General features: G+C 46.5%; 18 protein-coding genes and 1 riboswitch. Of the genes, 8 read left to right on the plus strand and 10 right to left on the minus strand.

Translation table 11 applies throughout. The features are described from left to right. Positions 1-1,334 precede the first annotated feature (1,334 nt). The 9 genes from ACK8OT_RS18170 to ACK8OT_RS18210 form a co-directional block, all read right to left on the minus strand. Complete coding sequence (locus ACK8OT_RS18170) at positions 1,335-1,853, minus strand: hypothetical protein (RefSeq protein ID WP_410197922.1); 519 nt, start codon at positions 1,851-1,853, stop codon at positions 1,335-1,337. Between the two features lie 43 nt (positions 1,854-1,896). After that, positions 1,897-4,029, minus strand: coding sequence for an LruC domain-containing protein (locus ACK8OT_RS18175; RefSeq protein ID WP_410197923.1), 2,133 nt, complete (start codon positions 4,027-4,029; stop codon positions 1,897-1,899). A 265-nt stretch (positions 4,030-4,294) separates the two neighbouring features. Then, entirely contained in the window at positions 4,295-4,651 is a 357-nt protein-coding gene (locus tag ACK8OT_RS18180) for a hypothetical protein (protein WP_410197924.1), read from the minus strand. Between the two features lie 362 nt (positions 4,652-5,013). Next, the gene (locus ACK8OT_RS18185; protein ID WP_410197925.1) at positions 5,014-6,429 is read right to left on the minus strand and encodes an AMP-binding protein; all 1,416 of its coding nucleotides are present in this window, start codon (positions 6,427-6,429) and stop codon (positions 5,014-5,016) included. After that, a complete protein-coding gene (gene menC / locus ACK8OT_RS18190; protein WP_410197926.1) occupies positions 6,426-7,367 on the minus strand; it encodes an o-succinylbenzoate synthase in 942 nt (313 codons plus the stop codon). The genes ACK8OT_RS18185 and menC overlap by 4 nt, the downstream gene beginning before the upstream one ends. Positions 7,368-7,384: 17 nt before the next feature. Further along, positions 7,385-8,221 (minus strand): 1,4-dihydroxy-2-naphthoyl-CoA synthase, encoded by an 837-nt coding sequence (menB, locus tag ACK8OT_RS18195; protein ID WP_410197927.1) that lies wholly within the window; start codon positions 8,219-8,221, stop codon positions 7,385-7,387. A 171-nt stretch (positions 8,222-8,392) separates the two neighbouring features. Beyond that, positions 8,393-9,205: a 2-succinyl-6-hydroxy-2,4-cyclohexadiene-1-carboxylate synthase gene (gene menH / locus ACK8OT_RS18200; protein ID WP_410197928.1), complete on the minus strand. Its 813-nt coding sequence runs from the start codon at positions 9,203-9,205 to the stop codon at positions 8,393-8,395. 9 nt (positions 9,206-9,214) lie between these two features. After that, a complete protein-coding gene (gene menD / locus ACK8OT_RS18205; RefSeq protein ID WP_410197929.1) occupies positions 9,215-10,933 on the minus strand; it encodes a 2-succinyl-5-enolpyruvyl-6-hydroxy-3-cyclohexene-1-carboxylic-acid synthase in 1,719 nt (572 codons plus the stop codon). Positions 10,934-10,987: 54 nt separating this feature from the next. Next, complete coding sequence (locus ACK8OT_RS18210) at positions 10,988-12,286, minus strand: isochorismate synthase (RefSeq protein ID WP_410197930.1); 1,299 nt, start codon at positions 12,284-12,286, stop codon at positions 10,988-10,990. Between the two features lie 179 nt (positions 12,287-12,465). Here ACK8OT_RS18210 and ACK8OT_RS18215 point away from each other — a divergent pair, with 179 nt between their 5' ends. After that, entirely contained in the window at positions 12,466-13,374 is a 909-nt protein-coding gene (locus ACK8OT_RS18215) for a 1,4-dihydroxy-2-naphthoate polyprenyltransferase (RefSeq protein ID WP_410197931.1), read from the plus strand. Between the two features lie 90 nt (positions 13,375-13,464). Further along, entirely contained in the window at positions 13,465-15,147 is a 1,683-nt protein-coding gene (locus ACK8OT_RS18220) for a PAS domain-containing sensor histidine kinase (RefSeq protein ID WP_410197932.1), read from the plus strand. On the opposite strand, the gene ACK8OT_RS18225 is transcribed toward ACK8OT_RS18220, so the two are convergent. Beyond that, on the minus strand, positions 15,097-15,309 hold the full coding sequence (locus ACK8OT_RS18225; protein WP_410197933.1) for a DUF1289 domain-containing protein: 213 nt from the start codon (positions 15,307-15,309) through the stop codon (positions 15,097-15,099). The two genes, ACK8OT_RS18220 and ACK8OT_RS18225, sit on opposite strands and share 51 nt — an antisense overlap. A gap of 156 nt (positions 15,310-15,465) precedes the next feature. After that, a riboswitch (TPP riboswitch) is annotated at positions 15,466-15,578 on the plus strand. 85 nt (positions 15,579-15,663) lie between these two features. Here ACK8OT_RS18225 and thiC point away from each other — a divergent pair. The 6 genes from thiC (at position 15,664) to thiH (ending at position 22,082) form a co-directional block, all read left to right on the plus strand. Then, positions 15,664-17,592 carry a phosphomethylpyrimidine synthase ThiC gene (gene thiC, locus ACK8OT_RS18230; protein WP_410197934.1) on the plus strand — a complete coding sequence of 643 codons (1,929 nt, stop codon included), beginning with the start codon at positions 15,664-15,666 and terminating at the stop codon, positions 17,590-17,592. Between the two features lie 98 nt (positions 17,593-17,690). Then, on the plus strand, positions 17,691-19,208 hold the full coding sequence (thiE, locus tag ACK8OT_RS18235; protein WP_410197935.1) for a thiamine phosphate synthase: 1,518 nt from the start codon (positions 17,691-17,693) through the stop codon (positions 19,206-19,208). A gap of 3 nt (positions 19,209-19,211) precedes the next feature. Then, positions 19,212-19,976 (plus strand): HesA/MoeB/ThiF family protein, encoded by a 765-nt coding sequence (locus ACK8OT_RS18240; RefSeq protein WP_410197936.1) that lies wholly within the window; start codon positions 19,212-19,214, stop codon positions 19,974-19,976. Between the two features lie 14 nt (positions 19,977-19,990). Beyond that, the gene (gene thiS, locus ACK8OT_RS18245) at positions 19,991-20,200 is read left to right on the plus strand and encodes a sulfur carrier protein ThiS (RefSeq protein ID WP_410197937.1); all 210 of its coding nucleotides are present in this window, start codon (positions 19,991-19,993) and stop codon (positions 20,198-20,200) included. A gap of 2 nt (positions 20,201-20,202) precedes the next feature. Further along, positions 20,203-20,970 (plus strand): thiazole synthase, encoded by a 768-nt coding sequence (locus ACK8OT_RS18250; protein WP_410197938.1) that lies wholly within the window; start codon positions 20,203-20,205, stop codon positions 20,968-20,970. After that, positions 20,967-22,082 carry a 2-iminoacetate synthase ThiH gene (gene thiH, locus ACK8OT_RS18255; RefSeq protein WP_410197939.1) on the plus strand — a complete coding sequence of 372 codons (1,116 nt, stop codon included), beginning with the start codon at positions 20,967-20,969 and terminating at the stop codon, positions 22,080-22,082. The genes ACK8OT_RS18250 and thiH overlap by 4 nt, the downstream gene beginning before the upstream one ends. Positions 22,083-22,385: the final 303 nt, after the last annotated feature.

Below are 22,385 nucleotides of genomic sequence, written 5' to 3' on the forward strand. Positions count from 1 at the left end.
CCTAGGCTTTATCCGTTTCTCACATCCTGTGAGTTGTCCCTTATTTGGCCATCCTAGCCTAACAAACCATCCTGATTTGTTTTCTGTCTCCGTCCTGGAGGTGTCCCTTACTGCTTCCTGCAGTGTTCCATTTATCATCCTGATTGCCAGATATCCTATCTGACATTGAGACCAAACATCCTGTTCGTGTCTCTTTGCTTCCTTGCGGGACTAAATATACCTGTTTTTGGCCGGTGAGGTGCTTGAGAAAAAATAAAAAATAGGGGAAAACCTGTACAGAAATAATCTATTCTTTATTAAGTTATTGAAATAAAAAGAATAGGTGTTTTTATACGGCGGATTTTTAGCAGTAAGTTACAAGTTATTCTGATAGATAAAATGCCAAATGCTCACGCATGCAATGGCTAATGTCTCACAAGCGGATAACTTGCCAGTCGTGTTATTTTCCACTTGTCGCAAATAATGTTAGTTCATGCCGTTATTTTGCTGTTTCATCATGACATAAAAATGACAAGAGTGAGTTTAGAGCAGGTGACATGTCATTGGTGACGACTAACTTGAAAGACGCTGGGAATAACACGGTGACCGTTGAGGCTGTAAAAGCTGTTTTGCTGAATAAGGTTGAATGGAGGCAAAAAAACGGGGCGATATCCGAAGATATCGCCCCTTGTAGTCAAAACATCGAATTCCTTGATGTATGGTGCTCCCTGCGCTCCCTGACTTTTATACCTAATCCCTAGGCTTTATCCGTTTCTCACATCCTGTGAGTTGTCCCTTATTTGGCCATCCTAGCCTAACAAACCATCCTGATTTGTTTTCTATCTCCGTCCTGGAGGTGTCCCTTACTGCTTCCTGCAGCGTTCCATTTATCATCCTGATTGCCAGACATCCTATCTGACATTGAGACCAAACATCCTGTTCGTGTCTCTTTGCTTCCTTGCGGGGTTAAATATAAGGGTTTTTAGCTATAGCGGAATAGCATAAAACAGAAAAAGTAGGGGAAATCCTCTATGTAGAATATTAAAGGCTTATTTAACCTTATGTATTAAAAAGGGTAAATTCTATTCCGTGGCTTTTTTGTGATCTGATAAAACAGGGTTTTCTTAGCCAAATTAGGTTTAATTCTTACACTATGTATGGCGAATGTCTCACAAGCTAATTTGCTTACAATTCGAAAGCTACAGTTTATCGGTCTATTTTTCCAACTGGTTGCGTATTTTTACCGTTTATCATGACATTTATATGATGGTTCTGGACGAAATGGTGACTTTATGGGGTTAAGGCAACCACCCCTGTCAGTTTTAACAGCGAGTGATTGCTTCATCATTTAGAAGTTATTGCCAAATAAGTTGGTTTTGTTCTACATAGAGGATTTGCTGCAGGGGCCTGCGTCCATCGTAAAACCATATTTCGGCTAGGTACTGAGTTTGTGCTTTGGCCAGTGATAGGCTGGTGTTGAGTTTGCCTTGAATTAAGCCTGTAGCAACAATTCGGCTAGCATAAAACGGGGTAAGGCTCCCATCTTGATGTTGATGGTAACTTTGATAAAGAGAGAAGTAAGCTCGCTGATCCAGTAGTTCATGGAGCTCCACTTGCAGTGTCACCTTGTTATCGGGGGCAAAGTCGAAATCAGCCGGCGCAACTAAGTTTTTTGTTGTTTGCTCATCCGGCTGTGGTGACATTGTTGGCTCGGGGCTGGGAGCCGGAGTTACCTCAACCGTTGGTGAAGGAGTTAGGCTAACTTGCGCTTCAGCGCTATCACTTGCGCCACCCCCGCCTCCGCCACCGCAAGCGGTAAGGGCAAACATTAACAGCATACTTAATTGAAAATGGGGTAATTGGATCATATTCATTGTTTTATCCTCATCGATAGATGTTGAGTTGCTGTAGTCATTTTCAGTACAAGTGTTCTTGGATCGCGTTGCTTGGGCTAAACCAGTCTAAGCTTTGCTGTCCGCTTGATTCGGTAAAGGCTCTAAACTGCGGATAGGCTTGTAATAGGTCGGCTCGCTCTTTCGGCCATTGCCACTTATCAAAGATCATTAATGCCCAAGGTAGGTTATTGGTGGTTTTAAAATATCGGCCGATTTGTGGGTCGCTGGTGTCGTCAAACAGATTGAAAAAATCGGTATTAAATTTTTCTGTAGGGGCTTGATCGGGTAAATGTATTTCTAGGCCTCTGCCGGGGTGCTGAGCAAAGCCGTCGCCATGATAGCGACCCGGTGTAGCAAAGATAAATGGATCGTAAGGCGCAGCCGGCATGTCGGTTAATGCAACGGCCTGATTAAAACTAATATTAAGACTAAAATCGAAACTCAATTCCTGACGACAATCTACTAGAGAGCGATAATAATCGCAGCCAGTGGGCACTTCGTCGTTGAGGTTCTCGGTGATGATAAAACTCGCCTCGCTCATGTCTGTTTCGAGTGGGCTTTGTTGCACCACGCGATCACGATGCTGTAGACGTAACTTGCTGGTGGCAATGTTCGTTGCTAACACCTTAGGTAAACGCACAGCAAATCCACTGGGATAGCTGGCTCCAAGCGCTTGTAGTTGACCCGCAATGATGATTTTGGCCACGGCGTTATCTGTGATGATTTCGGTGATCCGATAACGCATGACTACATCATTCATATCGTAGTCGGCGATTTGCGGCCAATTGTCTTCAAATGCCAGTGTGACCCAACCATTCTCACTGGGAAAATGACGTAGGTAAGCATTGCTGGGAGCAATAGTGATGGCGTGATCTTCTACCTCGCCTGATTTTGCCCCACCATCAAAATTGAGTCCGCTTTGTTGGCTGACGCGAAAACGACTCCATGTATTGCCTGAGACTGCATCGAGCGGAATTGATAGCACGATTTCATTGCTTCCCGCTATCACGGGGTAGTCTTGTAAGCTCTGCTCTCCTTCATCGGCAAAATCACCGTCTTGGTTCCAATCAAACCAAGCGGATAGGTAAGCTGAAGTTGAAGCTTGTACCTTGATGACGCTGTGGAGTCCCGGCTCAAGGGCGGTGACAAAACCGACACCATCTTCGTCGGCGAGGTTGGTTTCATCATCAGAAAGAGCCCCCGTTGGCCCGTCATATTCCCCATCAGGACGGCTAAATCCCAGCCAAGTGAGTTGGTCAAGCTCATGGCGTGCGCCATTATCCGCTAGGTTAGTACCATAGCTGGCTGGTGCATCACCAAAGTCGATATTGGCTGGGGTGTCTTCGTCGATAATTGGGGCGTTGGCGCACCGCGCGCCGTCATTTTGGTTCGAGCTAGGGCCATCGGCAAACTTGATTGCCTTAACTTGCCCAGAGGCGATTTTTTCTTGGTTAGAGAGATCAACTCGGTAAATTTGGCCGTCTTGATTTCGCGATAAATACAAAAAACCATTTACGTCAAAATACATGGCACCAAAGGTACCTAGCTCTTGGGTGTCGCCAATGAGAAGCGTGTTGCCATTGTTTGGATCAAGTTGGTAAAGCAATCCTGTTTGGTTATCAACCCCATATAACTGATTGGTTTGTGGATTAAAAGCAAAGTCGGTTAAGTTAAGGTTCGCACTTCCATTAATGAGTACAGCTGTTAATGGCGCTGATGGATCTTGCGCTAGGGGAGATAAGTCAATTCGATAAAACCCTGTGCCCTTGCGATAAAGGTAATAAACGTTATTAAAAACATCGCCGACAAAAAAAGTTTTGTTTTGTGGTAACCCCGATACATTCAAGGAAATGGCTTGAAAAGCGCTGTCTAACCTGACCACCTGAAACAGGGTGGTATTGAAGCCATAGATATATCTGTCTTGATCATTAAATCCCAGTCCGTTGATATTACCTTCTATACCTGTGTCATCTTGCAAAATGTTATTTGAGCCAGATACCAAGTTAACGCCGTAAACGGTGACTGGATTGCCTTGGAATAGATACGCTTTGCTAGGACAGGTAGCAAAAGGTTCAGATGCGATGGTTGGGCTTGCAAAAAGGGCTCCTGAGCCAATCAAGCACGCCAGTGACAGTAGCTTAGTGTGGGTTTTCATATATCACCTCCTAAATAGTTGAAGGTGTGTCTTCAAGTTTTATTCCAAGATTTAAGTTGTTGTTTTGTTATGTTTATTTTTTTTGTTAGGTTGGCGTTAGCAACATGTTTTGCATTTTAAAATGCAAACTGGGACTCGATTGAGTGGATGTAACACGGAGCATGCTGGAGGAGAGAAGGGGTTCATTTATTGTTCGGTAAGCGAAATTAAGGGTAAAAAAAAGGCCGATAAACATCGGCCAAGAATGGGTGTAGACAAGTATTTTTTAGTGTAGTTTGAAACTGTTTAAACGCGCTAGCATGGTATTTAGGGTTGCTGGCGAGATGGTTTTACTGATGTCGTCGATGCTTCTCGATTTGAATAATTCGCACAACAAAGTACATACGTATGTAAGAGGTGCATTTTCGAATAACTTAGGGTTGTGTAGGTAATCACGTCCTCTTTCTCGTACCCACTCCGCAGCGTCGACGGAGATGGTGAAGCCAGATTTAATCATTGTCTGATGTAAATCAACTAGCTGCATACGGTAATCGTTTAAATCAGAGCTTAGGTTTTGAAAAGCAGCAACAGAGGCTAATGCTTGGCTACCTGGTAAGATCTCTAACTTATGAATGTCGTTCATTGTATCTCCAAAAAATATCGAATTTTATTAAAGCTTATGCCCGGCTGCAGTTGGGCAACCAAGCGTAAAGTAGTTTTTAAGATTCGACCCATCTAATAGCAAATAGGCTATAGAAGATTTATTTCAGAATGACGACACCAAGCTTATTTTTTGTTTTTTGATGCAAGCTCATTTGTGGCGTGTCATTCAACTCTGCAAACCCCCATTAGCTAGATTTTTGTTTGGCTAGCCAAGTGATGCTGTCAGAGACGGCTATAGTTATAGCGCAGATAAATTAAAGCGCAAATAGCGAGTGATAATTGGTGTATTCGTGAGATAAGCGGCGGTTAAAACGTGACAGAACGCAAAGATTTTTTCGGCTTTTATGATTTGGTTAAAATTTGTTCTGCTTGCTGTTGCAGCGCCTTGCGGTTAGGTTTTAACCCCTGCCACTTGGGCCAAGGTAGAATATGTTTTGGCCTTTGCCATGGCGCGAGGTGCTGACGACACATTTGGCTTAGACCCTGTGGATTGGCTTGCGTTTGCCAATCAATATAGGCCACTGCAATTTGGCCGAACTCTGGATCGGCGATGGGGACGACGATGGCCTGTTTAACCATGTCAAAATTAGCTAGGGTTTGCTCTACTTGCTCTGGTTGTACATTTTCTCCGCCCGCAATAAACATATTATCTAATCGACCCGTTACTTGCAGCGTTTGTGCTTGTAGGCTACCGCTATCTTTGCTGTTTAATGGCGCAGGCGATGGCCTGAGCTGCCCTTGCTCGCGATACCCCATAAACAGACAAGGACCGCTGAGCATGATAGCTTTATCCCTGATACTCACTTGGCGATAGGGCAAGATTTCATATTGCAGCGGCTGTAACGTGTCAGGGCCAAGTTTCACTGTGGCAACTTGCGAGCTCATTTCGGTTAAGCCATAGCTGGCAAAACTGGCAAAAGGTTGTGTTGCCAGCAGCTTGATTAGCGAGTCACTTAACGCCGCTCCTCCTACCAGAAGATAACGCAATTGCAGTGTGCTGGCTCCGCACTCCTGTTGCAGTAAGCGATAAACTTGGGTGGGAACCAGCGACGCATGGGAAACCGGAAATTGAGCCAAATCTTGGCACAGGTTTTTACTGCCCAAGGCGATACTGCCACCCGCGAACAATGCCCTAAAAACTAAGGCGATACCGCCAATATGGTATAGCGGTAGACTTAACAACCAGCAGTCTGCTTGCTTAAAAGGGATCAGTTGTTGAGAGCCTAGGGCACTGTAATAGTGATTGCTTAAGCTGTGTTGAGCCGCTTTAGGCTGACCGCTACTGCCCGAAGTGAAAACCAATGTTGCAGGTTGGGAAAGAGCCAAATGTGCGCTGGTGTGTGCGCTTTGGTGAGCGTTTGGGTGTGCACTTGCGTGAGAGTGGCGATGAGCTGCAACGAACTTAGTGAGCCCTGCAATATGACGCCCATTATCGCTAATGTAATACTTAATGCCTGCGTTGTGGCATCGTTGCTGGATTTCCTGATCAGAAAAAAGCGGATTGATAGGGCAAAAGATGACGCGATGGCGCAAGCAGGCCAATAACCAAACGATCAAATCGAGTGGTTGTTCAAGGATCACCGCCATAGCTTCACCTGCTGGCATTTGTGCTAGATCTAATCCGGAAATAGCTTGGTCAAGCTCGCCGTAGCTTAATGAGGCGTCTGGTGCATGGCGGTAAATGGCGATAGCCTCAGGCCGTAAAGCAAGCTGAGCCTTAATGGGGCACGGAATTTGCTCTGGCGCGATTTGTCTCATATATTTCCACTCACGCTAGCGCTACGTTTAGGCCATGTTTGCCAATGCTCGCCCGGTTTTGGGTCGGCAAAATATTTACTGGTATCTAAGCCTGGTACTTCGTTCGGTGTCCAAATTTTGGCTAAGTTGGCCAAGAGCCCTAAACCATAAGGGCTTTCAAATGCGCTGCTCAAAATCACTCGTTGCTGATGCTGTTTGGCTAGACAAAGTAAAGATTGGATGCGGCTAAAGCTACCGATCAAGCTGGGCTTGATGATCAATGCCTTGATGGCGGGCTCATGCATATGCTGCATCGGCCATTGAGGTTGTTGTAATTGCTCATCTAACGCGATTGCGATGCCTGATGGCTGCAGTGCATCTAAGGTATCGGTAATGCTTTTACAGGGCTCCTCGATATATTCGATATTGACTGGAGAAAGCTGTTGGCAGAATTGCAGCGCTTGGCTCAAGCTCCAACCTTGGTTGGCGTCAAGGCGCAATCGTAAGTTCGGGTTTAATGCCACGAGACTGGCGATATTGGCCAACTCTGTCGCCGTATCCAATCTAGCTACCTTGAGCTTAATTCGCTCGGGGCAGTTTAACTCACGATAATCTTCAATCAGCTGTGGCGCTTGCCCCTGTAACAAGGGAATGTCTGTCGGCACGTGCTTAGGGGTAATTCCATACACTAAACAGTCCCAAGCAAACGCGGCACTAGGGCAAGTAAGCGCGCGCTGATTACCTTGGGCTGCGTCTAAGATCTCATTGATGGCTTGATCTAAGGTCTCGCGGCTAAAACCGGGTAAGGGAGCCAGCTCAGCGCGTACTGGTTGTTTCAGTTTGGTATTAAAAGCGCACACATAAGCGATATCGCGATGTTTGAGCTGCACGCCAGCAAAGTTCATTGGCTGCTTTAGCGCCAATGAACCTCGATAGACTTCAACATGACGTAACGCCATTTAACGAGTCCGACTCACTAGGGATTGCGGCCAAACTTGGCAAAGTCAGGTGGTCGCTTTTCATTAAAGGCATTGCGGCCTTCTTGACCTTCTTCGGTCATATAAAACAGCATGGTGGCATTGCCTGCTAATTCTTGTAGCCCAGCTTGGCCATCACAATCGGCATTCAGTGCGGCTTTTAGACAGCGTAGTGCCATTGGGCTGTTTTGTAGCATTTCTTTACACCATTGGACGGTTTCAAGTTCTAGCTTTTCAAGCGGCACTACTGTGTTTACTAGGCCCATGTCTAAGGCTTCTTGGGCATCATACATGCGGCATAAGAACCAAATTTCGCGGGCTTTTTTCTGGCCGACAATACGAGCCATATAGCTTGCACCCCAGCCGCCATCGAACGAGCCTACTTTGGGACCGGTCTGGCCAAATTGGGCATTTTCGGCTGCGATAGTCAGGTCTGCCATCATATGCAAGACGTGACCGCCGCCAACTGCATACCCTGCCACCATGGCCACAACGGGTTTCGGGCAGGTGCGGATTTGGCGTTGGAAATCCAGCACATTTAAATGATGTACGCCGGAGTCATCTTGATAACCCGAGTCCCCGCGCACTTTTTGATCGCCGCCAGAGCAAAATGCCAGATCGCCTTGTCCGGTTAAAATGATGACACCGACTTGATCGTCATAGCGCGCATCCGCCAACGCGTGGATCATTTCTTTTACGGTTAATGGGCGAAAGGCATTACGCACCTGAGGGCGATTGATGGTGATTTTGGCGATCCCCTCGGCTTTATGATAAAGAATATCTTGATAACCATTATCACAAGTTTGCCAGTCGAGGGCTGTTTGAATTTTTGACATTGTCATTTTGAACCTTGAATACAAAGAATTAGTTTGCTGAATATCAATGCTGTGAACGCCTATCATGAGATTGACTGGATGATTCAACTAGCATGTTTTATTGATATTTTATTGTAAATCGTCTGTTTGGCTAGGGCTTTTGCCTTGCTTTGATCGAACTAACGCACTTCGCTAGCGTTGTAAGCCTACCCGTTGCTCTAATATTTGGGCGTATTCTAGCGGCTTGGCCCAATGAATATTATGACCCGCCTCAGGAAATGGCTGTAAATCTAATTGGGGGACTTGCTGTGTTAACAGCTTTGCGATGGCACTGAACTTGGCATCATTTTCGGCAACGAAATAACGGATTGGGTATTTGGCGTTTTGCAGGTTGGGGGTCAAATTAGCTTGTCGACCTAAAGAAGTTGCCATGAGCATGTGAGCAATCGCAGGGCCATGGTTGTGTGCTCTGATCTGGCATAGCGCGCTTTTTTGCTTTGGCGTTAGGTCATCAAACACGCCTTGCTGATACCAAGCTGTTAAAACGTGGTCAATGGGTTGCTGGGCAAAACGGGTTGCCCACGCTTGATCATGGGACAGACGGGCGGTTTGCTCTGCACTATGGGTTAAACCAGGATGAGCTGATTCGAGCACTAAGGTGTTTATATATTGCGGGTATTGGCTGGCAAAATACATCGCGATCCGCCCCCCCAGCGAATAACCGACAAGGTGGCATAAGTGAATGTTTAGCTGGTTTAAACAAGCTGCAATCAAGGCTGCCGTTTCGGCAAAACCTGCCTGCTGACTTACTTTAACGTCGCGACTGCCGCCATGGCCAGGTAAGTCCAAACATAACCAGTTGTGCCCGGCTGGCAAATGTGCGATGACATGCTGCCAATCATCGCCACTACCCAACAAGCCATGAATAAACACCCAAGGTATGCCTTTGCCCGATAAGTGATAACGGCAATGTAAAGGCTGGGCATTTAATTGGCTTGATGACATATGGCGCTGTTACAGTTCAAGTTGTGGTACTTGCGTTGCCAAATGCTGGATCATCTCACTGCTTTGTTTGGCGGGCACGCAGATTTCAATCAGGGTGATGCCCGGCTCAATTAATGCTGCGGCATAATCTAACTCAAATTCTTGCTGGCTGCAGGGCTTCACGTATTGCAAACCAAACATCTTGGCCGCGTTAGCGAAATCGAGGCCGTGAGGCAATTGATAACATTGCTCCGCTACGGCTTCATCGTCAGGTAACGGGAGTAAGTTAAAAATACTGCCGCCATCGTTGTTTAATGCGATGACGACCAAGGCCGATTGCAGTTGTGACGACAAGGCGAGTGAATTGAGATCATGAAGCAAGGATGTGTCGCCAATTAACAAGGTGGTCGGGCGATGGTCGAGGATGGTCGCCACCCCGACAGCACTCGCTAATAGACCGTCGATGCCGCTGGCTCCGCGATTGGTAAAAATGCGCTGCTGCTTTGAATTAGGCTCGGCAAACATATCCATCAAACGCACGGGTAAACTGTTACCAATAAACAGGGCGCTGTTATCAGGGGCTAGGCGGGTTAAGCTATGAGCGACGGAAAATTCTGTCAGTTCATAACCTTGCTGCCCAATTAGTTGGGCCATGGCTTGATCGGCTTGATAAAGTGCAGCGCCCCAAGGCTGATGTTGATTCACTGGATGAGCGAGTAGCCAAGGCTCAATCTCAGCACAGCAATATTGTCCCATGATGTGGTTTGGGCTGGTTGCATCTAGGTGAGGCTGAACCTGAATTAAACGCGCACGGGTTTGGCTTAAAAAGTGTAATAAGCGTTTAGACACCAAGCGATCGCCAAACTGGAGTACGAGTTCAGCTTGATTTAATTGCTCAACAAATTCAGGGTGATGCAGTAATTGATCGTAATAATTGAGTGCCCAAGGGTGACCTTTACCGCTGGATTGAATGTCCATTAACAATGGCCAGCCAAGGGATTGAGCAAAGGCGGCAAGGTCTTGCGCCTGCTCTATTTGTGTTAGTCGCCCTACAACTATAATGCCACGTTGTTGCTGTAATTCAGCCCAGTCACTCAATGGGGGGATGCTGGAAGAGCCTGTGGTTTTTTGCAAATAAGGCGCGCCGCTGATTAACCAAGGATTGATAGAAGCAAGGTAATGGCTTAAATCTTGGCTTTGCTGTTTGGCGTAAAAAGGCTCACGAAACTTACAATTAATGTGGATCGGCCCAGCTTGTTGCTGCTGGATAAATAAGCCTTGTTCCACCTGCGTGAGTAAGTAGTTTGCTGGGATTTGTGTGCTGGCGGTGGCTAAGTTTATGTCCCATACCGTGTGGCTGGCGAAGATCCCTACTTGATCTATGGCTTGATTGGCACCGCATTGCTGTAATTCTTCGGGGCGATCTGCGGACAAGATAATCAGCGGGACTTGGGTTAATTTGGCTTCAATCACCGCCGGATAAAGGTTCGCTACCGCGGTGCCCGAAGTGGTAATGACGGCAACGGGAGCCGCTAACGCTTTTGCCGCACCGAGCGCAAAAAAACCAAGGCCACGCTCATCAAAGTGGGTGTGCAAAACCACATTGGGATGCGCATGAGCGGCCAAGGTGAGTGGTGTCGAGCGAGAGCCTGGGGCGATGAAAACGTGCTCCACACCATTTCGCACTAAGCTTTCAATGATCAGTTGGCCCCATAAAAGACTAATGTTACTGGCTGGTGTTAATTTCATAGGTCATTATCCGTGGTTAGCTTTGGCACGATGAGTTTAGTCTGTGATAGTCCGTTATGGCGCCTTACCATTAACACTCACTGTTAACAGTTGCAGTGGGGTGGCGATTTTATGCTCTAATTCTAGCCATTCATGCTCGGGCAAAGAGCCTTTCACTATCCCTGCTCCAGCAAACAAACACACTTCATTGCTGCGCACCAAGGCGCTGCGAATTGCCACGGCAAATTGGCTTTGTTGCTGGTTTAATACCCCTATTGCACCTGCATACCAGCCGCGTTGATAAGGCTCGTGCTGATTGATAAATTGCAGCGCGTTCTCCCGCGGGGTTCCGCCAACGGCAGGAGTGGGATGAAGTGTCGACAGCAGCTCATAATCATTAGCCTCTGGCTTTAAGTAAGCGTGAATACGTTGCTTTAAGTGCTGAATATGATTGAGTTTGAGGACGCCTATGGTATCTAAGCCGATATCGTAACTGACCTGTTTAAGGTGCGCCAAGATGTCCTCTAACACTAACTGATTCTCACGTTTAAACTTGCGCTGGTGAAGTAACGCCTCACAATATTCTTGGTCATCGTCTTGGTTGGAGCCTCGTGGCATGGTGCCGGCCAGCGACTCTGTGGTTAAACGAGCGCCGCTGCGCAGATATAAACGCTCGGGAGTGCAGCCTAAAAAGTGCGCCTGAGCTGACCAAGAAATGAGGAAGCTAAAACAGTTAGGATTTAGCGCTTGCCATTGGTGCAATAAGCTATGGTGGTCGACCGCATTCGCTAACGTGAGTTTGGTTTGGCGTGATAACACGACCTTGGCCGTATGCTGCTGAAAGCTGGCTTTGGTGACGTGCCGTACTAATTTGCTCCAGTCGTTTTGATTGGGTAAATCTTGGCGACTGATTAGCTGACTGGGTTGGAAATCCAGTTTGCTTGGTTCACTGAGATTGGCCAAAAGGGCAAGGGTTGCATTGATTTCTGTCGCAAAGTCGGTTTCTGCCCAGTAGAGGTTGCAAATCAACTTATTAATTTTGCCCTGACGACGAATTTCGATACGCGGTAAAATAAATTGGCAATGGGGAAAGTCTGGCCATTGGCTTGATGCTGAAAATCCCATACCGCCATAGAGTCTTGCCTTGCTTAACGTTGCTGGAATATGTGCGGTGTCGGTTTGCCAAGCGCAGCCAAGACAAGCAACTTCGCCTTGGTGATTTTTATCGCCGAGATATATTTGTGGAAACTGTTGCTGAGCCTTTAACCATGCCAATAAAGAGATCGGCGAGAGCGGCAGATGAATGCTGATAAAGCCTTCATCATTTGCGCGTAACGTGGTGAGTGTGTGTTTTAGCGTGTTAAAAGCGAGCATCAATCTTTCACAAAGAGGGTCTTTTAAGTCACTCAACCTATGATATCCCCATTGGAAAATGGGTCATTACTGATCTAATGGTCATCACGTGTTGAGGCTGAATTTAGTATAAGTGCTTGCTAATTTAACCGAATCTTAGGGAAAATGCAGCCTTCGCAATAGCAGGGTAGGGTAATTTAATGCAACAACATTCTTGGCGCGCGGTTTGGTTGCCTGCAATACGGCCTCGCACTTTACCTCTGGCATGCGGCTCTATCATCTTGGCGGCTGGTCTCGCCTATCAGTATCAGGTGTTTGATGGCGTTATTTTATTCCTTTGTTTGTTAACCGCTATTTTGCTGCAAATTATTTCCAACTTAGCTAATGATTATGGTGATGCCCTGACCGGCGCTGACGATGAGCATCGCATTGGTCCGTTACGTGTGATGCAGGCAGGCCTAGTGACTCAGTCGCAAATGCGAGTGGCTATCGGCGTAACCACCTTGCTTGCCACCATTTCAGGGTTAGGCTTGTTGTATTATGTGTTTGACGATATTTGGCAGTTACTGGGGTTTGTTGGTCTAGGGGCTTTGTCGATTGTCGCCGCGATCACTTATACCATGGGCAAACACCCTTATGGTTATATGGGATTGGGCGATTTATCCGTATTTCTGTTTTTTGGCTTATTGGGCGTGCTGGGCAGTTTCTATCTGTATCAACTTAGCTTGAATTGGTCTGTGTTGTTACCTGCTATCAGTTGTGGGGCGCTAGCCACCAGTGTTTTAAACATCAACAATACCCGCGACATAGATACAGATCGTAAGGCAGGCAAGAGAACGCTAGCGCTGCGTTTAGGTCGGCGCGGGGCGCGGCGTTATCAATGGGGCTTATTAGTGTTGGCGCTGTTTACCTCTTTGGCTTATCAAGCGACCTTAGATTTCAGCCCATTTCATTATGCTTTTTTGTTGGCTTTGATCCCGTTGGTGAAAGCGGCTCTGATATTGCAGCGAGCGACGGATGGCGAGCTGTTAAATCAGGCACTTAAAATTACTGCCATGGCTAGTTTTCTTTATTGTTGCTTACTTGCTCTGGGGTGGGTGTTAGGATGATGTCGCTCTACTAGAATATCGCCATTTTCTGCAAGCGCTAGAAAAATAGACTAATCTTCATTTAGTTAGGGAGATGACGCAGGGGCGCTTGTGGTAACTGAAAATGTTTCATTTGATTTACTAGAGCAACATTACTCTAAGACGACCGATGGCATGATTATTTGCGATCGTAGCAACAAGGTGCTCAAAGCTAATCAAGCTATGTGCAATATGTTTGGCTATTCAGCTGAAAGAATTGCTCAGATGTCGTTTGAAGATCTAATCAATGTTGATGTAGATGATGTGCCCGCCGCTTATCGCCAAGCTAGAAACAAAGATAACATCACCTTTTTAGTTGTGTTAGAGCGCTATGTGCACGCTAAATCTGACTGCGTGTTATACGTTATTCGCGATGAATCCCATTCCGTTGCTGCGACTAAATCTGTATTTGGTTCGGAGCAATCCAGTGCTCGCTTCAAGGAGCTACTAAAAAATCTACATAAGATTTCAGTCGAGCTAAGTAATTGCCCCGATATGGATACCTTGTATCGTCGAAGTGTTGAGCTGTCGCTGGAAAAATTAGAAATAGAACGCCTAGGGTTATTGCTCCTTCAAGGCTCAAACCAAGTAGGCACCTTTGGCACCGATGAATTTGGTAATGTCGTTGATGAACGAGGTTTTACTAAGCCTTTGAGCCATTCACCCATTGTACTTGAGGCGATAACACGGCGCGATTATGTCACCGTGTTCCAAGATCAAGATTTGGTGCATTATAACAAGGTGGTAGGTAAAGGCTGGCAGGCCATGGTGATGCTGTGGGACAAGGAAAAACCAATCGGCTTCATTGCTGCCGATAATTTGTTGCATCATCGTGCTCTCACGCCTCACATGCGAGAAATTTTTGGCTTGTTAGGCTCTATGTTGAGCCATGTGATCATTAAAAAACGCGCCGAATTTAAGCTTAAAAAAATGAATGAAGAGCTTGAATTGATAGTGAAAAAACGCACCTTGGAGCTAGAGCAAAAAATCAAACAGCTAGTGGATACCCAAGAAAAACTGGTGGAAGCAGAGAAAATAGCTTCTTTAGGTGGGTTAGTCTCCGGTGTAGCCCATGAAATTAATACCCCCTTGGGTATTTCTATCACTGCATCATCGTTACTGGCTGAAATGAGTCAGCAGCTCAGTGAGATGGTAGCCACTGGTGCGATCAAAAAATCAGCCTTGCAGCATGTTGCCGATACCAGCTCAGAAAGCGTGGAGCTTATTCAAAGCAATTTAGAGAGAGCCGCCAACTTAGTTAAAAGTTTCAAGGCGTTGGCCGTTGATCAAATCTCAGATAGTTTGGCCGTGTTATTTCCTCATGAGGTGGTAAAAAATATTTTGCTGAGTTACCACCATGAAATGAAGAACAAGCCGTTAACCGTATATAACGATATTGCTCAGGATCTTACTGTTCGCTCCTTTTCTGGTGCACTGGTGCAAGTGATAGTGAATTTACTGCTTAACTCACTGCAGCATGGCTTTATTGATGATCAGACTATGGAGATAAGGATTTCGGCACAGGCACATGAGCAAGGTATTTTGCTTAACTATAAAGATTCAGGCAAAGGCGTGTCGAGTGATGAGTTAAAGCATATTTTTGAGCCTTTCTTCACTAAAGCCCGTCAGAACGGGGCAGGGCTTGGCTTAAATCAAGTATATAACTTAGTGTCGCAAAAGATGTCGGGCCAGATTATCGCGTCCTTACCGGGTGAAGGGGGGCTGGAGTTTGACATCTACTTGCCGAACCTTTAGTGCTCGCTGTTGCGCTCTGTTTATAATTGCTTGTTTTTCCGTGTGAGAACAGTCGTGCCAAGCAATGATTTCATCTAGGCTGCGATGGCAACCCATGCAAATGTCTTGTTCATCCAAACAGCAATTACGCACGCAGGGTGAGGGGATATCAAGCTGTTTCATGAGTGGGTTCCAATTTGCCGTCATGAGAATTATTTTAGCTTATTAGCACGGTAAGCTCACCTTTTTCGAGGCTTCGAGCTAGACAGCTTGGTTCTAAGCGTGATGTTTATTTGTTCATTTCCTGCTTTTGTTTCCTGCCGCCCTTGATTATACTGAGCGCTCTTGTCGGAGTGCCAAGGAGATATTTCTCTAAGGCTGAGACTGCAGTTGCAGGATCCGTGGAACCTGATTGGGTTAAGACCTACGAAGGGAACAAGGCTAAACCTTTTTAAAAACAGATCTATATAGGTTTATACCTCCACCTCTCGGCAAGCAATTCGTCACACTTAACTGGAATCAAGGTGAAAATTGCTTATGGCTATTAGCAGAAGAGAAGCGCGTAAAGCGGCTCAAGAATACATTCAAAATCTCGGTAACGAGTCATTTCCTAACTCTGAAAAAATCTTTATTGAAGGTAAATTACCGGGCGTTAAAGTGGCCATGCGCCAAATTCATCAAGCCGATACCTTCATTGGTGGCACCGAAGAAAACCCGCAATTTGAACCCAATGAACCCATTCCGGTTTACGATGCTTCAGGTCCCTACACCGATCCTAATGTTGAAATTGATGTACACAAAGGTTTACCAAAACTACGTCAGCAATGGATACTTGAGCGTAATGATACCGAAGAATTAGAAGGCCTAACCTCACAATTTAGCCAGCAGCGTATGGCGGATGAAGGCTTAGACCATATTCGTTTTGAACATTTACCTAAGCCACGTCGTGCTAAGCCGGGTAAAAATGTCACGCAAATGCACTATGCGCGCCAAGGCATCATTACACCGGAAATGGAATACATAGCTATTCGCGAAAACATGGGCCGTGAACGTGTGCGCAGTGAGCGCTTAAAGTTCCAACATCCGGGTCAAAACTTCGGTGCTAACTTGCCTGACAACATCACGCCTGAGTTTGTACGTAAAGAAGTAGCCGAAGGCCGCGCGATTATCCCATGTAACATTAACCACCCAGAAACTGAGCCAATGATCATTGGCCGTAACTTTTTAGTTAAGGTTAACTCTAATATCGGTAACTCTTCGGTTTCCTCTTCTATTGAAGAAGAAGTTGAAAAACTGGTTTGGTCTACCCGTTGGGGCGGCGATACGGTAATGGACTTGTCTACCGGTCGTTATATTCATGAAACGCGTGAGTGGATCTTACGTAACTCACCTGTGCCTATCGGTACCGTGCCGATTTACCAAGCTCTTGAGAAAGTAAACGGTGTGGCTGAAGATCTTAACTGGCAAATTTTCCGTGATACCTTGATTGAGCAAGCCGAACAAGGTGTCGACTACTTTACCATCCATGCGGGTGTATTGCTTCGTTATGTCCCGATGACGGCGAATCGTCTAACGGGGATCGTATCGCGCGGCGGCTCTATTATGGCGAAGTGGTGTTTGACTTACCATAAAGAGAACTTTGCTTACGAGCATTTCCGCGAGATTTGTGAAATCTGTGCCCAATACGACGTGGCGTTATCGCTAGGTGACGGTTTACGTCCAGGCTCGGTGGCGGATGCTAATGACGAAGCCCAATTCTCTGAACTAAAAACCTTAGGTGAACTGACTAAGATTGCCTGGGAATACGATGTTCAAGTCATGATCGAAGGCCCAGGCCACGTGCCGATGCAGATGATCAAAGAGAACATGGAAGAGCAGCTTGAGAAGTGTCATGAAGCGCCGTTTTATACTTTAGGTCCATTGACTACGGACATTGCGCCAGGTTATGACCACATCACATCAGGCATAGGTGCAGCGCAAATCGGTTGGTACGGTTGTGCCATGTTGTGTTACGTAACACCAAAAGAGCACTTAGGTTTACCGAATAAAGACGATGTGAAAACCGGTCTAGTGACTTACAAGCTAGCTGCTCACGCTGCCGACTTGGCTAAAGGTCATCCGGGTGCACAAATCCGTGACAATGCGTTATCGAAAGCGCGTTTTGAATTCCGTTGGGAAGATCAATTTAACTTAGGTTTAGATCCCGACACGGCGCGTGCGTTCCATGATGAAACCTTGCCGCAAGAGTCGGGTAAAGTTGCGCACTTCTGCTCTATGTGTGGTCCTAAATTCTGTTCAATGAAGATCACTCAAGATGTACGTGATTACGCTGCCAAATTAGAGGCGGGTGACATCCAAATCAAATTGTTGGATGAAGTGGTTACCTTAACGCCCGAAGAAGGCATGAAACAAAAATCAGAAGAGTTTAAAGAAAAGGGTGCTGAAATTTATCAGCCTCAAGTGTAATTCTTTGATTTGAGTTGAAACCTTGAGTTAGCCTGCCGTTATTATGGCAGGCTAACTTAGATAATTTGGTGTTGTGTGAACGGACCTAGGTGTAAGAGATGAGCAATAACTCAAGTAGTACTCCGATTGTTTGGACCATAGCTGGCAGTGACTCAGGTGGTGGCGCAGGGATCCAAGCGGATCTGCATACCATCAATGCCCTTGGTGGTTATGGTTGCAGCGTAATTAGTGCGGTCACGGCACAAAATTCGGTTGCGGTTAGGCTGGTGGAAGCCGTGTCGGATGAGATGTTTCTCAGCCAGCTGGATTCCCTTGCCGATGATATGCCTGCCGATGTAATTAAAGTGGGCCTGCTATCCACGGTCAGCCAAGTGGAGCTATTGGCTAAGTTTTTCGCTAATTTAGCCCATAAGCCTTATGTTATTTATGATCCGATTGCGGTGGCTTCTAGTGGTGCCAATATGGCGCAGGTGGGGTTGCAACAAGCCGTCATTGATACCTTATTGCCCTATATCGACTTGCTTACGCCCAATGCGGATGAGTTAGAAGTGCTAACTCAAGTTATCATTACTTCAAGCCATGATATTCGTTGCAGCGCTAAAGTATTGCTGGATAAAGGTTGTGGCAGCATCTTGATTAAAGGTGGCCACTTAGAGCTGGTGGACGATGTCTGCATGGATTTTTGGACCGACGGCGAGCGCGAAATCGTACTGGGCACTTCTCGTATCGATAGTCCACATAGCCATGGCACTGGCTGCAGTTTATCTTCGGCCATTGCTACCGTATTAGCGCTAGATTATCCGATAGAAGATGCCTTGGTGGTTGCCAAAGCTTACTTAAATCAAGGGTTAAAAGCCGCTTCCAGTAAAGGCAAAGGGCCGGGCCCGGTGGCTCATTTGGGCTGGCCTACCGATCCTGTGGATTTTCCAGAGGTAATTTTACCGGGCTCTGAGCTAGGGCGCTTGCTGAATCTGCAAGGTGAACTGGCAGAAGGGCAAGGCTTCCCCTCTTGTGGTACCGATAAGTTAGGGTTATATCCCGTGGTGGATTCGGTGGACTGGTGTCGACGTTTACTCGAGATGGGAGTGAAAACCCTTCAGCTAAGAATTAAAGATAAACCCGACGCCGAAGTAGAGGCTGATGTCATTGCCGCCATTGCCTTGGGTAAACAATATAACGCACGCATGTTTATTAATGATTATTGGCAGCTCGCTATCAAGCATCAGGCTTATGGCGTGCATCTTGGCCAAGAAGATCTAAATGATGCCGTGTTACCGCAAATTAGCCGCGCGGGTTTAAGGCTAGGTTTAAGTACGCATGGCTATTATGAAATGCTGCGCGCTAAAAAACTCAAACCAAGCTACATCGCGCTAGGTCATATTTTCCCAACCCAAACCAAGGATATGCCATCACGGCCACAAGGTTTGATCCGCTTGGAAAAATACGCCGCTTTAATGAACGACATTCCAACCGTGGCCATAGGTGGTATTAACCTAGAGCGAGCGCCGCAAGTATGGCAAACCGGTGTAGGCAGTATTGCGGTGGTCACGGCCATTACCTTAGCCGATGATCCGCAGGCTGTGGTCGATGCCTTTAATGCGGTGATGGAGTCTTAGCCCATGCTAAACGATGCCGAGACGCTTCGATATAGCCGTCATTTGCTGCTAGAAAATGTCGGTGAAACAGGGCAGCTAAAGCTCAAGCAAGCCAAGGTTTTGATCATGGGCATGGGCGGTTTAGGCGCGCCCGCTGCGATGTATTTGGCTGCAGCTGGTGTCGGCTCGCTGGTGCTGGCTGATTTTGATCAGCTAGATGTGACAAACCTGCAACGGCAAATTTGTTATGACACAGAGCAAGTCGGACAAGCCAAAGTCGATGCCGCCAAAGCGCGCTTAACGGCAATTAATGATCAAATTCGCATTCGCGTGATCAATAAAAAGATGGAACAAAGCCAACTGGCAATGGAAGTTGGCTTAGCCGATATCGTCTTGGATTGCACCGATAATTTGGCGAGCCGACATTTGATTAGCCAAGTTTGTTGCCAAACGAAAACACCGCTGATCGTGGGCGCGGGGATCCGCCTTGAAGGCCAGCTAATGATGTTTGATTTTAGCCAGCCAGATAGCGCCTGTTATCACTGTTTGTTTCCATCAACCGAGGAGCAAGCGCTAAATTGCAGCAACTCGGGCGTGCTTGGGCCGATTGTTGGCACCATTGGCTCACTGCAAGCGTTGGAGGCCATCAAGTATATCGTGGGGCTACCCAGTGGCATCAAAAATCAACTTAAATTATTTGATGGTCTGTCTTTAAATTGGCAAAGCTTTGCGATTAAACGAGACCCGGCTTGTCCCGTATGCAGCCAACATGGGGAATGCTCTGCTTAAGCAGAAAGAAAGATATGAAAGAAATTACAATATTTATCAATGGCCAAGCACAACAGGTTGACGCAACAACTAAGGTGATCGATCTGTTAAGTGCGTTAGGTCATGCTGAGCAAGGGATGGCGTTAGCCATTAACCAAAACATTATCAGTCGAAGTGAATGGCCTGATCATGTGTTACAGGACGGCGATGATATCGCCTTGTTTCAAGCCATAGCAGGAGGCTAATCATGTTAACCATAGCGGATAAAACCTTTAGTTCACGTTTATTCACGGGAACGGGTAAGTTTTCAGACAAGCAAAGCATGGTTGATGCGCTGGCGGCATCGGGCTCGCAGTTAGTCACCATGGCGCTAAAACGTGTTGATATGCAAAACCGTGATGATGATATTTTGGCGCCACTGATTGCCAATGGCATGAACTTACTACCTAATACATCAGGTGCGCGCACGGCAAAAGAAGCCGTGTTTGCAGCTAAGCTAGCCAGAGAAGCGCTGCAAACCAATTGGGTGAAGCTTGAAATTCATCCCGATCCCAAATACCTCTTACCCGATCCTATCGAAACCTTAAAAGCAGCAGAAGAACTAGCCAGAGATGGCTTTGTGGTCTTGCCTTATGTGCATGCCGATCCGGTGCTTTGTAAACGTTTGGAAGAAGTAGGCTGTGCCGCGGTGATGCCTTTAGGTGCCCCTATTGGCTCAAATAAAGGTATTCGCACGCAAGACTTTTTGGAAATCATTATCGAGCAAGCCAATGTACCCGTCATCGTTGATGCTGGGATTGGCAGTCCAAGTCATGCCGCGCTAGCGATGGAGCTAGGTGCGGATGCAGTGCTTGTGAACACGGCGATAGCGGTAGCGGGCGATCCGGTTGCCATGAGCCGTGCTTTTGCCATGGCGGTCGCTTCAGGTCGTATGGCTTATGAAGCAGGCCTCGCTGGGCAAGTTCAGCAAGCCGTGGCATCAAGTCCTTTAACTGCCTTCTTGGAGGGAGCATGAGCTTCGCCGAGCAGCTAAAAGCCCTTAATTGGGATGATGTTCGTCTATCTATATACAGCAAGACGGCAAAGGATGTTGAGCGTGCGCTAACTAAGACGCGTTTAACCATTGAAGACTTTAAAGCCTTGATTTCGCCAGCTGCAGAGCCTTACCTAGAGCAGATGGCGCAAAAGTCGATGGCGTTAACTCAACAGCGCTTTGGTAAAACGGTGCAGTTTTATATTCCTTTATACCTATCTAATATGTGCAGTAACATCTGTACCTATTGTGGTTTCTCCATGGGTAATAAGATCCGCCGTACCACATTAGATATGGAACAGTTGGAAGCTGAGCTCAAAGCCATTAAAAAAATGGGTTTTGATCATATTCTATTGGTCACGGGCGAGTCGGAAAAAAAAGTAGGCATGGAATACTTTCGCCAAGCCTTTCCGCTGATCAGACAATACTTTTCTCATATCACCATCGAGGTGCAGCCCCTAGACCAGGATGAATATGAAGAGCTTATCGAGCTAGGTTTAGATGCGGTGTTGGTGTATCAAGAAACCTATAACACCGTGACTTATGCAGAGCACCATCTTAAAGGTAAGAAGTCGGATTTTTGGTATCGATTAGATACCGCCGATAGGTTGGGTCGCGCAGGTGTCCATAAGATAGGGATAGGTAGCTTGATTGGCTTGGAAGAATGGCGCACCGATTGTTTCTTTGTTGCTTCTCATCTGGCTTATCTTGAAAAGAAGTATTGGCAAACGCGTTATACCATTTCGTTTCCACGCCTTCGCCCTTGTGAAGGAGGCTTTCAGCCAAAGTCGATCATGACAGATAAACAGTTAGTGCAGTTGATCTGTGCTTATCGTTTATTTAGCCCTGAAGTGGAGTTGTCCTTATCCACCCGTGAATCTGAACATTTTCGCAATCATGTTATCCCCTTGGGGATCACAACAATGAGCGCAGGCTCAAGCACCCAACCGGGTGGCTATGCGGATACATCAGAAAAAGCATTAGAGCAATTTGAAATATCGGACGACAGAGCGCCAAACGTGGTGGCTCAGATGGTGAAATCCCGTGGTTATGAAGTGGTTTGGAAAGATTGGGATCCAAGCTTGAGTCAATAATTGGGGTTCATTTAGTAATTAAAGCCTTATCTAAGTATTTTGGATAAGGCTTTTTTATTGCTCGCAGGGGCTCATTATTGCAATAACCTTGGGAGCATCTTGTGGATAACTTGATAGTAAGTTGTGGTATTAAATTAATTGCATTTTTCTTACAAAAAAGCCTTGCGCCCGAATCGAATCTCCCTATAATGCGCATCCACTGACACGGCGCAGCGCCTAGCGCAACGCAGTATCAAGGAGTCGGAAGCTGAGGTTTCCCACTCGAAAGAAAATCGAAAATTTGTTGAAATTAACGATTGACTT

Origin of the sequence: Motilimonas thetidivivens (genome assembly GCF_046452435.1) — a bacterium.
Lineage (GTDB): Bacteria > Pseudomonadota > Gammaproteobacteria > Enterobacterales > CBDFNC01 > Motilimonas.